Source organism: Streptomyces hokutonensis (genome assembly GCF_000376565.1).
In the GTDB taxonomy this organism is placed as follows: domain Bacteria; phylum Actinomycetota; class Actinomycetes; order Streptomycetales; family Streptomycetaceae; genus Streptomyces; species Streptomyces hokutonensis.
On the sequence record NZ_BARG01000095.1, the window covers coordinates 1 to 12,012 of the forward strand.

A 12,012-nucleotide genomic window follows, 5' to 3' on the forward strand; every position below is an offset into this window, starting at 1 on the left:
GTAGCCCAGCGACGCGCTGCGGAAGTCCGGATTCCACCTGTTCAGGGTGCACCAGCCGATGAACGCCCCGTCGGAGACACGATCCACGGCCAGCCGCGCCCCGGTGCCTTCCTTTTCCATCTCTCGGCAACGGGCGATGAACTTCTCGGCACGCGCGCGTTCGGTCCACGGTGGATCGTCCCAGTAGCGCAGCACGTAGGCGTTGCTCTGCAGCGCGAACAGGTCGTTCGCGTCCGCGTCTTCGAAGGCACGCAGTCGAAGGCGAGGAGTGTGCAACGAGGGGGCGGGCAGCGGCGTATTCATGTTCCATCCCGTGATCGGTGGCCGATCAATCAGACATCCGATACGGCCCACTCGCAACGGGTTTCCTCGGCGGCCGGCAGAAGGATGTGAGGGGGCCGGTGGTGGGTTTGCCGAGCTGCTACGGTCGCGGCCTGGCGAACGGTCCCGGACGCACCCATCTACGTGATCCTGGATAACCTGTCCGCCCACAAAGGCGCCGACATCCGCCGCTGGGCGAAGAAGCACAAGGTCGAGTTGTGCTTCACCCCGACTCACGCCTCGTGGGCGAACCCGATCGAGGCGCACTTCGGGCCGCTGAGGCAGTTGACCATCGCCAACTCGAACCACGCCAACCACACCGTGCAGACCCGGGCCCTGCACGCCTACCTGCGGTGGCGAAACGCCAACGCCCGCCATCGCGACGTCCTGACCGCCGAACGCAGGGATCGCGCCCGCATCCGCAGTGGGAAGGGCATCCGCTGGGGCGGACGCCCGCTCAAAGCCGCAGCCTGACCCAACTCAGCGAGCCGATGCGGTCACAGCACCTGGCGGACATCGACAGCGCCGCCCGTGGCATCGACACTCCAGTGCACGCCGTGCTGGACGAGGAACTCCAGGAAGTCGGCGGGTGGGTAGACCTGGGCCGGGGCGAGGACACCAGGCTTGGCGCCGTCGGCAACGAGCCGGCGCGCGCTTTCGACCGCGATGACTGCTGTGCTCCCCTGCATGTCGGTGCCCTGGACGATGCCGCGAGCGTGCCGGCCGTCCTCGCTGGTCGCCTCGACCACGATGATCCAACGCGCAGTGCGGCGGCTGTCCACGGGCGGTCCTTCGGGAACGCTGTCGACGAGCGCGGGGGTGATGTCGGCGAATGCGGTCGCCAGTTCCGCACGGACCACACCCTCGACCGTGCGCGCCGCGACGTGGTGGGGAACCGTGACCACCGCCGGAAGAGGGAACTTCACCACCGGCACCGCGTCGGAGTCGTCGGGAAAAGTGAGTGCCGTGCGCCGTGCGGCGATATCGGGATGCCAGCGGCCGTCTTCGTAGCCGAGGCCGCCGCCGGTGAACGTGTCGATGTTCTCCAGCGCCGACCGGAGAGTGCCGCGGGACGGCATCGCGCCACTGCGGACCAGCTCCAGGCCGATGACGAGTTCCCGTACAGGACGGACACGTTCGGCGACGAGGTGAGCGAGTAGGTCGCTGGGCAGGCCGTCGTCGTTGGTGCCCGGGACCACTGTCACCCCGGCCGCCTCGGCCGGCGCGGCGAAGGCGCTGAAGATCCGATCGAGGTGGCGCTGTTCACCAGCGATGTCGACGTAATGACACCTGGCGGCGATGGCGGCCCGCACGACCGCTTCGCCGGACAGAACGAATGGCCCCGCGCAGTTGATGACCGCGGCGCAGTCCTGGAAGGCACGGACGAGTGCGGCGTGGTCCCCGGACGCGGCGCGCCGTATTGCGGCGCCGTCGACTGCGGCGAGTCCAGCTCGGGCGGCTGCCTCGCCGAGGCGTTCGACGTTCCGGCCGACCAGCACCGTCTCGATGCCCCGCCGGACCAACTCGGCGACGACGAGCTTGCCGGTGTAACCACCGGCGCCGTATACCGCGATCCGCATGTCCGATGTCCTTTCGACGACCTCCGAAGGCAGCGTATGGCTCTTGGACGAGACGGTTAATTCGTCAACGTCTCCTCTGCATACGTGATCGTCTCGGGCACCGAGGATCCGAATACGCTGGCCGAATGGACCTGCTCAGTGACGTGATCGCCGCCATGCGCATGGGGCGGCCGCACTATGCGTGCAGCGAGCGGCACGCGCCGTGGGCGGTACGCCACCGGCCCTTCGCTGGTGCTGGCTTCCACCTCGTCCTGGAGGGGAAGAGCTGGCTGATCCCTCCGGACGGCGAACCGATCGAACTCCAGGCCGGAGATGTTGCCTTCCTCCCCCACGGCAGTGCCCACTCCGTGGCCGGTGATCCCGCCGTTCAGTTGGCTGGCCTCCTCTCCGCGCCGCTCGCCGATCCCTTCCAAGACGATCACTCCGACGGCGCCGGGGCGGGGTCCCGGACCGTGATGCTCTGCGGCGCCTACCTCATGGACCGGGCCCGGCCCCACCCACTACTACGGGAGTTCCCGGAGTTCGTTCACCTGCCGGCCCGCCTCGGACAGCACTCGTCACTGCGCGGAGCCACCGAACTCCTCGCGACCGAACTGGCAGAGCCCCGTCTCGGAAGTGACGCCCTGCTGCCCGCACTGCTCGACGCCCTGTTGCTGTACGTCATGCGAGCCTGGCTCGATGAGCGGCCCCGGCACGATGCAACCACCGGCTGGACCGCGGCCCTGCACGACCCGGCCATCCACGCCGCACTCCAAGGCATTCACGGCGCCCCGCATCGGCCGTGGACGGTGGAAGAGCTGGGAGCACTGGCGGGGCTGTCCCGAGCGGCGTTCGCGCGGCGGTTCACGACCTTGGTGGGTCAGCCACCGCTGTCGTACCTGACCTGGTGGCGCATGACCACCGCAGCCCGGCTCCTCCGCAACTCCGATGCTCCGCTGAAGACCGTGGCCAGCCGGATCGGATACACATCCGAGTTCGCGTTCAGCACGGCCTTCAAGCGGGAGCACGGTCTGACCCCCGGGGCCTACCGCCGCCAGACGACATCCACAGATCCTGATACCACGGACGCCGACCGCCGCGTCACCGGATCCGGCGAACGTATGCGGTCAGAGCAGTAGCGTCGGATGCCTGGACGATGGGCGAACCACCCCATGACTGCTCAGGGGTGGGCCCAGCTGACGGGGATCGCTCTGGAATACGCCAAGGGGGCGTCGAACACTGACGTCGTGCGGTAGTTCAGGATGATTCCGACCGCTATGACCTGTCGGCGGGTCGTTGCCTGCGGGACCGACGAGAAGGCCTGGCTCACGCACATCGGCCGGCAGAACCGTGCACTCCGGAGAAAGTTTCGGAAGGGGTCACGCACAGGTCGAAGCGGCAAGGGCGCATGGCGCACAGGTCGATCACGTCGACGTCGAGACGATTCGGACTGACCTCGATCGCCAAGCGGATGTACAGCCGGAGCCCACTTCGCGTTCGTCAACCGACAGCGAGCGGCCATCGGGCCCGAAGGCGGCGCCAGTTGTCCCTGTGTCCTCGACAAGCCGCCACCTCTCCGCCATCAACGCCGGACGAAGTCCTCTCGCGGCACGTTCATGGCAAGTAGCAGGCGTACTGCCGAGAGAAGACGACACGCTCTCCAGCACGAGCTGCGGCACATGCGCGCCCAGGGCAGCGGCGCCATCGTCAACTGCTCCTCCCTCGGGGGCCTGGTGGGCCTTCCCGGCCGCGCCTCCTACCACGCCTCCAAGCACGGCGTTATCGGCCTGACCACCAGCGCGGCCCTCGAATACGCCCCGCGCGGCGTCCGGATCAACGCCGTCTGCCCCGGCACCATCGACACCCTGATAGTCAGCGACATGATCGCCAAGGGGGACCTCGACCGCGCCGAGGCCGAGGCCAACCAGCCCATCAACCGGCTCGGCACCGCCGAGGAGATCGCACAGGCCGTCCTGTGGCTGTGCAGCGCCGGAGCGAGCTTCGTCGTCGGCGTCGCCCTGCCCGTCGACGGCGGTTACGTCGCCCGATGATGGGGAGAGGGGGGAGCCGCCGTCACGCAACGTACGGCGGCCCCCGTGCAGCTCGGTCGCTTCCGTCTCCGCATGGAGCGCCCCGGGAGAGGGTCCCCGCCTCCTCGCCGATAACGGGGGACGCCGGTGGGGGCCTTCATAGTCGCGAGCCGATCGGGCAAGCCGACAACCTGCTGGCTCAACACGCTGCGCAGCGGGCCGGGGAGGTGGGGTCAGTCGGTCGTGAAGCCCACCAGCATCTCGGCGGGGTAGCGGCTGCCGGCCGAGCCGTGCGGCAGGATCTCGGCGATGTGGGCGAGGTCGGCGTCGGTGAGGTCGACCTCGGCGGCGCCGGCGTTCTCCTCCAGGCGAAGGGCGCTGCGCGTGCCGGGGATCGGGACGACGTCCTGGCCCTGGTGGAGCAGCCAGGCCAGCGCGAGTTGGGCGGTGGTGACGCCCTTGGTGGTGGCGAACTCCTTGAGCTGCTCGGTGGCGCGCAGGTTGTAGACGTAGTTCTCGCCCTGCCAGCGCTCGTCCCAACTGCGCATGTCGTCGGCGGGGTACTGGTCGGCGGGCTTGACCGTGCCGGTCAGGAAGCCGCGGCCGAGCGGGGAGTAGGGCACCAGCCCGATGCCGAGTTCCCGCAGGACCGGCAGGATCTTCTCCTCCACCTCCCGCTCGAAGAGCGAGTACTCGTACTGAAGTGCCGTGACGGGCGTGACCGCGTGGGCGCGGCGGATGTACTGGGGGCCGACGTTGCTCAGGCCGAAGTACTTCACCTTGCCCTCCGCGATCAGTTGGCCGACGACACCGGCGACCTCCTCCGCGGGCACCTCGGGGTCGGAGATGTGCTGGTAGAAGAGGTCGATCCGGTCGGTCTGCAGGTAACGCAGGCTGTTCTCGGCGACCTTGCGGATGTTCTCGGGACGGCTGTCGAAACCGGACCCGACAGGCTCGGCGGTCACGTCGAAGCCGAACTTGGTGGCCAGGACCACCTCGTCGCGGAAGTCCCGCACCGCCGTGCCGAGCAGGATCTCGTTGCTGCCGGTGCCGAGGCCGTACAGCTCGGCGGTGTCGAAGAAGTCGATGCCCAGTTCATGGGCGCGGCGGATGGTCGCGATGCCTTCGTCGTCGTTCGAGGCGCCGTAGGCCATGGTCATTCCCATGGTGCCCAGGCCGAGTGCGGAGACGCGCAGGCCCTGCGAGCCCAGAATCCGGTGCTGCATGAGTTCACTTCCTCGGTTGCTCGCCCGTCGGTCCTGCCACCCACAGCGGCCAGTACCGAACTGTTCGGTACTGAGCCTAGCCGCGGGGGAGGCGAACGCCAAACCGAATAGTTCCGTCGCTTATCGTGGGGTCATGCCTCGCTCCCTCGATCACGGCCGGACCACCGGACCCACAGGTGCTTCCGACGGCGGCGAGAGCACGCGCGAGCGGATCATCGCCGCCGCGATGGAGGAGTTCGCGCTTCATGGCATCGCCGGCGCCCGGGTGGACCGCATCGCCAAACTCGCCAGGACCAGCAAGGACCGCGTCTACACCTACTTCCGCGGCAAGGAAGCGCTCTACGCGCACATCAGTGAACGTGAGCTGGCCGTCATCGCGGAGGCCACCCAGATGGACCCGACAGACCTTCCCGGCTACGCGGGCCGCTTGTTCGACTACTTCGTCGCCCGCCCCGACCACCATCGCCTGATCAGCTGGGGCCGCCTCGAACTGTCGGGTCCCCGGACCGTCGCCGACGACCCCACGCGGGCGACCATCAGCCGCAAACTGGAGCAACTGCGCCGCGCCCAGGAGGCCGGACAGCTGGATTCCGCCTGGGACCCGGTCGACATCCTCGCGCTGGTCAATCAGATTGCCATGACGTGGGCGTCGCAGCCCGAATTCACCGAGGCCGCGGCCGAACACGCCAGAGATCCCTCCCTCACCGCCCGCCGAGCCGCCGTGGTGGCCGCCGTCGCGAGCCTTTTCCCTCGCGCGGACTGACTCGTCGAACCTGTCGATTGCCGTCCCGCGTGGTCAGGGCGCGCCCTACCGGGAGCCGGCCGGGGCCCCACCGGTCGGCCGTCGACGAGGAGCCGCTGATGCTGGATCTCGCCAACGGCCGACTGGCAGGAGGCGCCTTGGGCGCTTCGCCAGGAGCTGTTGCCCGGCGCCTCGTCGCCCCAGGAGCTGTCCCCATGGCCGTACCGACCGGACTTTCGGAGAGCGCCTGGCCAGACAAGCGCCCCGTGAGCTCTCGCCCACGGCGGCGCTCCGAGGACACTCAGCTTCGGCCGGCGGTGATACGGGCGTTGACCTGCCGCATCCAGTCCCGGTCTGTGTGCCACATGGGGTGGTGTGGGGCCGCGTTGGAGGTGAGGACGACGCCGAGGAAGCCGGCCGCGAGGCAGCGGTCGACGACGAACTCCGCGATGTCCTTGCCGACGGCGTCCTCCTCGAAGCGGGTCAGGAGCGGGGTGTAGCCGACCACGCCTTCACCGAGGACCGCGGGGATGCCGCGCAGGTGGGCGAACTCGGCGACGGAGTCCACCCATTGAGCCAAGGTCTCCCGCATGGCCTGCCGGTGTGCCGGATAGTTCTCGTAGAGCCACAGGTCCCAGCGGTCGGGGTCCACCCAGTCGTGCGCGTAGAACAGTTCGCGCGGTATCCCGGTGGCGGCCAGTCGCCAGGGTTCGTCCGGCAGGTAGTCGGCGAAAGCGGGCGCCTCAGGGCGCAGCATGGCGGCCAGTTCGGGAGTGGGCCAGTTGGTCGTCTCGGGTGCTGCTTCCGTGCCGTGCCCGAGCCCGACCACTTCGTACAGGGCGCCGAGCACGCCGTAGACGTAGAAGTGGAAGTGCGCGATCTGTGCCTGCTCGGGCAGGTCGTCGAGTTCACCGGGCCAGGGCTCGCCCAGGGAGTAGGTCACGGGGACGGCGGGGTGGCGAGCCTGCAACAGCTTCACCGCGCGTTCGAGGGGGCCGCGCAACCGGGCGTAGTGGCCGGGGGTGCCGTCGGGCGGCACGAGGGAGCAGTTGTCGACCTCGTTGTGGACTTCGACGTAGGCGACCCGGTCGGCCAGACCGCGCTCGTCGAGGAAGTCCAGCAGGCCGGCGAGGGCTTCGGCCACGGCCTCGGCGCGGTCCGGGCCGGGGACGGCGGCCAGGGCACGGTGCCAGGCGTCGGTGTCGGCGAAGCTGGGGGACTGCTGGTACTCCCACGAGGACACGATGACCTTGCAGTCGTGGCGGGCGGCGGCCTCGAACAGCTCGACGAGCCTTCGGCGGCCGTCCAGCGGGTAGCCGCCGCGGACGTTGTACCAGCGAGTGCGCTGGCCGAACTGCTGACCCAGGCCGCGGACTTGGAGGCTCTCCGGGGCGGGGACGCGTCCGGAGAACAGCAGGAAGGGCATGGCGCAGATCCGCACGGTGTTGAAGCCGCGCTCCACCGCCTCGGCGAAGGCGCGGTCGAGGTCGGCGAAGGGCTCGCCGGGTCCTGCCTGCGTGTACCAGCTGAAGTCCCACAAGGTGATGGCCAGTCGGTCCGTGGCTGCGGGCGTGGTGGGTTGCTGCGGTGCGGTCATGGGGTCACCCCTCGTTCGCGTGCGGTGGGACGCCTTCGGCGGCTCGACGGCGTCACGCTGGCTCAATTCATTATTTACGAAATAACTTTGGGCTCGAACCCTGAACTCCATACCCAAGGGGAACTCGCTCCCATGAACCCGGTGGATCGCAGTGACACCTCGCTGGCCGCAATGCCTTCTTCGGCGACGGTGAACTCGGCCCCGCCGCGAAGGGCGGCGCCAGAACCGCCACTGGGCCTCGGACGCCACCCGACCGGCACCGACTCCCTCGGGGTGGTCCGGTCTTTTCGCCGAGGGCGGCCGGAGGACGCCAGGCATTTCCACCAGGCGGGCCGCTGACCTCGACGTGTCACGGCCAACCGTGCACGAGGCCCCTGTGATGGCCTATGGCGACTTGGCGACCATGGTGACGGGTTCCGTGAAGTCGTTTCGATCGCGGGGATCGGCCGAGCGCTCGTGCCCGGGGCAGGCTCAGTTGAGTTCGATCAGGCCGAGTCGGACGGCCTCTGTGACCGTGCCGGCGCGGTTCTCGGTACCGAGCTTGCGGTAGATGCGGACGAGGTGGGTCTTGATCGTTGCCTCGGCCAGGTGGAGCGTGCCGGCGATCGTACGGTTGGTGTGGCCGTGAGCCAGGAGCCGGACGACCTCGATCTCCCGCGCGCTCAGTACTGGAACGGAGTCGGAGGCCGACCCGGCGAACTGTGCTGCGGCTTCCGGTGCCAGCGTCATGCCGCCGGCCGCCGCGGCGCGTACGGCGCGGAACAGTTCCTCGGGAGGGCCCGCCTTGAGGACGTAGCCACGCGCGCCGGCCTCCACGGCTCGTAGGACATCGACCTGGTGGCCGTGGCTGGTGAGTACGACGACCCGGGCAGCGGTGGAGGTGGCCAGGATCCGGCGGGTCGCCTCGATGCCGTCGATGACGCTGCCCGTCGCGCCGGTGTCCGACAGCCGGAGGTCCATCAGCACCACATCGGGACGCAGATCAGCTACCTGATTCACCGCGTCGATGCCGTCGCCGGTCTCGCCGATTACGGCGAAGCCGGGCTCGCTCTCAAGCAGAGCACGCAGACCGGCTCGTACGACGGTGTGGTCGTCCACGATCAGAATCCGCAGCGCGGGACCGGGACTCTCGCTCATCGGGTGCCCACGGGAACGCGGTCCTCGGCCCGCAGAGCCGCGTGCACGCGGGTGCCCTGTCCGGGTTCGCTGTCGATGTGGAGGGTGCCTTCGAGCACGGCCAGTCGGTCACGCGCCGCGGCCAGTCCGAATCCGCGTCCGCTGCCGGTCAGCAGTGGGGCCGTCATGTCGAATCCCACTCCGTCGTCCAGGACCTCGACGGCGGCCGTCGTCCTGTCCCCGTAAGTCAGGGTGACGTGTACGTGCCGGGCTCGCGCGTGTTCGCAGGCGTTGGCCAGGGCTCCCTGGGTGACTCGCAGCAGGGCCACGGCCTGATCCGTGCGCAGCGAGCAGGGCTCGTGCTCGGTGCGGAAGGTGATCTGGGGCGCCCCGGCGGCGGAGCCGGTTCGGGCGCACAGGTCGCGCAGTGCCGCCTCCAGGCCGTCCCGCGCGAGCAGGGGTGGGGTGAGGTCGTCGATGATGCCGCGCGTCTGCGCGAGATGCTCGCCGAGAGCTCCGGTCACCGCCCGCACCTGCCGCCGGGCGACGTCCGGCCGGCGGTCCCAGGCCCGTTCGGCGGCCTGGAGCAGCATGCGGCTGCCCGAGAGTTCCTGGGCGAGGGTGTCGTGCAAGTCCCGTGCGATGCGGGCGCGCTCGGCGAGTCGCCCGGCTTCTTGCTGTTGCCGCGCCAACTCGCCCCTCGTGGCGGCGAGTTCGCGGGTAAGTCGCTGCTGGGCACGGTAGAGGAACACGGTCGCCCACAGAGCGGCGACCGGTGGTGCCAGCACATCGGGATCGAATCCGTCGGCGGCCCGCAGCAGGGACGCGACCAGCAGCGCCGTGAGGATGCCGAGCCCCGTGGCCCGTGCCGCGCGGGTGGGCATGCGCAGTGCCAGGACGGCGAGTGGTACGGCCAGCCACGCGTAGCCGAGGGTGAGTTGGGCGGGGAGGTTCCAGGCCACCCAGGACCACAGCAGCAGGAGAAGGCCGAGCCAGGCCGGCTGGGCCCAGGAGCCCAGCCGGTCCCACCGAGCCAGTCCGGCCGCGTACAGCAGGGCCAGCGCGGCCGTGGGCGGCGCGATGCGCCAGCACAGCTCGTGGTTCAGCTCGAAGAGCCGCACCAGGGTGCCGACGACGGCGACCAGGAACACCAGGTGCGGGAGATACCGTGCGGAGGCGGAGGGCCGGCGTACGGCGAGAGGGGCGACGGGCACGGCTGCGGCTCCCTGGGGCGGGCCGGGCGGAGGCGACAACAGGGCCAGAAGTGTAAGCCGTGACCTGTTTGAACGCTGTAAACGCCCAGGTGGGGCCGTGCCCGTGCTGATGTCAGCTCCCCGGGTGCAGACCGAGCCAGCCCGGCGAAGGGTCGCCCTTGACCTCGCCGAAGTAGAGGGAGAACGTCTGCCGCAACCGTTCGGCCGCGGCGCGGTCCTCCATGAACCGGGGGAAGCCGTCGACATGGGCGTTGGGGAACTCCCACACCGGCTTCAGGCCGGCGTTCGGCGTGACGTCCGTACGCACCGACCAGCCGTTGAAGCTGGCCATCTGGCGCTCCTGCGAGAGCACCCAGTTCAGGTACAGCTTCGCGGCGGCCGGGTGCGCCGCCTTCTTCAGGATCGCGGCCCGCTGCCCCCAGGCCATGAAGGGGTGGTCGCCGGCCGGTACGACCCACTTCACGGTGGTCGACGTGGAGACCGCGCTGCCCGCGCCGCCCACTCCGATGGTCTTCCCCCCGCCGCTGACCGCCGCACCCGGGGTGTTCGTACCCCGGGCGAACTGGGGCTGCTGCGCGGCGAACTGCGCCACCCAGTCCCAGCCGTACTTCTGCTGGTAGAGGGAGTAGAGGTACAGCACCGCGTCGTCGTCGTTCGGGTACGAGGAGGCGATGGCGCCCTTCCACCGTTCGTCGAGCAGGTCCAGCGGTGTCTTGGGAGCGTTCGCCCCGGCGGCCTGGATGTCGTACATGAAGCTGAAGGCGATCACGAAGAGCGCCGTCCACGCCCCGTCCGGGTCCTTGAAGCCCTTGTGGACCTTGGAGAAGCCGGCGGGCTTGTAGCGCAGCAGCTTGCCCTCCTGCTTCCAGCGGGTGAAGTCCTGGAGCGTCTGCAACTGGACGACGTCGGGGACCAGGGTGTCCGTCGCGAGCTGGTTGTCCACGCGGACGTCGTGGTACTTGCTGTAGTCCACGGACACCGTCAGCGGGACCTTCGGGAAGCGCGCTGCCCAGGCGGCCCGTACCCCCGCTGCCTGGCCGTCGACGTCCCCGCCCTGGTAGAGGACGAGCTTGCCGCCCTCGGCGATGGCCGCCTCGTAGAGCTCGTCGAGGGAGCGGGTCTCCTCGCGAACACCGGTGAGCGAGGCGCCGACGGGGGTGGCCGCCTGCGCATTGGTCGCGACGGCAGCGGCGGCGCCGCCGAGGGCGACACCGGCTCCGGTGGTGAGCAGCCGGCGCCTGCTGAAGTTCCTGGGCATCGTGGGGGTCCTCCTGCTGGATCCACCGCCACGTTCTGTAGGCGGCGGCGCGCCCATCATGCCGATGAACTGCGCTGTTCCGCGTCGGCCAAAGGCTGTCACCGGATTCAATCGTTCGGTTGAACGGTCTTCGTCGGCACCGGCGGTGGAGGTACCTCGGGGGCGAGCAGGTTCTTTGGCCGACCTGCGTGTTGGGGTCCGGGACGTGGTTGATGGCGGGCGCTCGCCACCAAGCCGGCAGGCTCGAAGCTGCGCGTTCGATCGTGGTCGCGCCGTGATCCAGGCAGACCGGACATCCCGCTGTCTCGGCAAGCCGTGGACGGAACGAGCAAGCAAGGTTTTGGTCAGGCGCGACACACGGTGACGGTGGCGGATCACGAACCGGAACTTCGGCCACTTCACTGCTCGTCAGCAACTGCCTGATCAGGTACCACGTTAAGAAGGCGCCTGCTCAGGCCACTGGTGTCGGAGATGCCGGACCGCCGCCACGCCACGGTCACGTTCGCGAACTGGGGTCTGCCATCGGTCGCGCCCGCCAGGCGGACTGAGGCGTCGGAGGTGTCGCGCTGGACCCTGATCATCAATCGACGTCGACTCCGTAGGCGCGGGCAAGGCCGTTGAGGCCGTCTGCCCAGCCCTGGCCGATGGCGCGTAGTTTCCAGGTGGGGCGGCCGGTCACCGGGTTCGGCATGCCGGTGACGCCGTTGGCGTCGCCCCTGGCATGTGCATCCCCCTATGCGTTGTCTCCGTTGGCGGGTGTCTTCCCTGAGTCGGAGATCCCTACACGCCTCCGGGGTGCGACCGGGCAGTGCCGGTGGACACGGTGGTTTCAGTTGCTCAGACGCTGACCGATGCGGGCTCACATGCCGGGCTGGCAGGTGCAATAAGGAGCCCGTGGTGTCCGGGTTCCGTACCGGGGCCGCCGTTTGATTCGGCGCCGAGCGCGCCC

Annotated in this window: 10 protein-coding genes and 2 pseudogenes; 4 read left to right on the forward strand and 8 right to left on the reverse strand. The window is 69.4% G+C overall.

Annotation, left to right across the window (positions count from 1 at the left end; all coding sequences use genetic code 11):
* Positions 1 to 303, reverse strand: a 303-nt coding sequence (locus SSP08S_RS47435) for a GNAT family N-acetyltransferase (protein ID WP_026179447.1), incomplete at its 3' end; no start/stop codon positions are given.
* A gap of 144 nt (positions 304 to 447) precedes the next feature.
* Here SSP08S_RS47435 and SSP08S_RS47440 point away from each other — a divergent pair.
* Positions 448 to 795: pseudogene (locus tag SSP08S_RS47440) on the forward strand (transposase); the annotation flags it as partial.
* A 23-nt stretch (positions 796 to 818) separates the two neighbouring features.
* Here SSP08S_RS47440 and SSP08S_RS47445 read toward each other — a convergent pair.
* Complete coding sequence (locus SSP08S_RS47445; RefSeq protein WP_019074697.1) at positions 819 to 1,901, reverse strand: saccharopine dehydrogenase family protein; 1,083 nt, start codon at positions 1,899 to 1,901, stop codon at positions 819 to 821.
* A 125-nt stretch (positions 1,902 to 2,026) separates the two neighbouring features.
* Between SSP08S_RS47445 and SSP08S_RS57455 the strand changes: the two genes are divergently transcribed.
* Positions 2,027 to 3,019: an AraC family transcriptional regulator gene (locus tag SSP08S_RS57455; protein ID WP_019074698.1), complete on the forward strand. Its 993-nt coding sequence runs from the start codon at positions 2,027 to 2,029 to the stop codon at positions 3,017 to 3,019.
* A 516-nt stretch (positions 3,020 to 3,535) separates the two neighbouring features.
* A pseudogene (locus tag SSP08S_RS57460) lies at positions 3,536 to 3,931 on the forward strand (SDR family oxidoreductase); the annotation flags it as partial.
* 212 nt (positions 3,932 to 4,143) lie between these two features.
* Here SSP08S_RS57460 and SSP08S_RS47465 read toward each other — a convergent pair.
* Complete coding sequence (locus SSP08S_RS47465) at positions 4,144 to 5,136, reverse strand: aldo/keto reductase (protein ID WP_019074701.1); 993 nt, start codon at positions 5,134 to 5,136, stop codon at positions 4,144 to 4,146.
* Positions 5,137 to 5,269: 133 nt separating this feature from the next.
* Between SSP08S_RS47465 and SSP08S_RS47470 the strand changes: the two genes are divergently transcribed.
* Positions 5,270 to 5,899 carry a TetR/AcrR family transcriptional regulator gene (locus SSP08S_RS47470; RefSeq protein ID WP_019074702.1) on the forward strand — a complete coding sequence of 210 codons (630 nt, stop codon included), beginning with the start codon at positions 5,270 to 5,272 and terminating at the stop codon, positions 5,897 to 5,899.
* 280 nt (positions 5,900 to 6,179) lie between these two features.
* Here SSP08S_RS47470 and SSP08S_RS47475 read toward each other — a convergent pair whose 3' ends face one another.
* From SSP08S_RS47475 to SSP08S_RS63140, 5 genes are all read right to left on the reverse strand, one after another.
* Positions 6,180 to 7,475, reverse strand: coding sequence for a cellulase-like family protein (locus SSP08S_RS47475; RefSeq protein WP_019074703.1), 1,296 nt, complete (start codon positions 7,473 to 7,475; stop codon positions 6,180 to 6,182).
* Between the two features lie 471 nt (positions 7,476 to 7,946).
* Complete coding sequence (locus tag SSP08S_RS47480) at positions 7,947 to 8,612, reverse strand: response regulator transcription factor (protein WP_019074704.1); 666 nt, start codon at positions 8,610 to 8,612, stop codon at positions 7,947 to 7,949.
* Positions 8,609 to 9,805, reverse strand: coding sequence for a sensor histidine kinase (locus SSP08S_RS47485; protein WP_019074705.1), 1,197 nt, complete (start codon positions 9,803 to 9,805; stop codon positions 8,609 to 8,611). The genes SSP08S_RS47480 and SSP08S_RS47485 overlap by 4 nt, the downstream gene beginning before the upstream one ends.
* A gap of 112 nt (positions 9,806 to 9,917) precedes the next feature.
* Complete coding sequence (locus SSP08S_RS47490; protein WP_019074706.1) at positions 9,918 to 11,063, reverse strand: ABC transporter substrate-binding protein; 1,146 nt, start codon at positions 11,061 to 11,063, stop codon at positions 9,918 to 9,920.
* A gap of 580 nt (positions 11,064 to 11,643) precedes the next feature.
* A complete protein-coding gene (locus tag SSP08S_RS63140) occupies positions 11,644 to 11,754 on the reverse strand; it encodes a TerD family protein (protein ID WP_245608107.1) in 111 nt (36 codons plus the stop codon).
* Between the last annotated feature and the right edge of the window lie 258 nt (positions 11,755 to 12,012).

Bases quoted from the DNA above. Each gene is read 5' to 3' on its own strand.
- SSP08S_RS47445 (WP_019074697.1), bottom strand. From the start codon at position 1,901: ATGCGGATCGCGGTATACGGCGCCGGTGGTTACACCGGCAAGCTCGTC.
- SSP08S_RS57455 (WP_019074698.1), top strand. From the start codon at position 2,027: ATGGACCTGCTCAGTGACGTGATCGCCGCCATGCGCATGGGGCGGCCG.
- SSP08S_RS47465 (WP_019074701.1), bottom strand. From the start codon at position 5,136: ATGCAGCACCGGATTCTGGGCTCGCAGGGCCTGCGCGTCTCCGCACTC.
- SSP08S_RS47470 (WP_019074702.1), top strand. From the start codon at position 5,270: ATGCCTCGCTCCCTCGATCACGGCCGGACCACCGGACCCACAGGTGCT.
- SSP08S_RS47475 (WP_019074703.1), bottom strand. From the start codon at position 7,475: ATGACCGCACCGCAGCAACCCACCACGCCCGCAGCCACGGACCGACTG.
- SSP08S_RS47480 (WP_019074704.1), bottom strand. From the start codon at position 8,612: ATGAGCGAGAGTCCCGGTCCCGCGCTGCGGATTCTGATCGTGGACGAC.
- SSP08S_RS47490 (WP_019074706.1), bottom strand. From the start codon at position 11,063: ATGCCCAGGAACTTCAGCAGGCGCCGGCTGCTCACCACCGGAGCCGGT.
- SSP08S_RS63140 (WP_245608107.1), bottom strand. From the start codon at position 11,754: ATGCCGAACCCGGTGACCGGCCGCCCCACCTGGAAACTACGCGCCATC.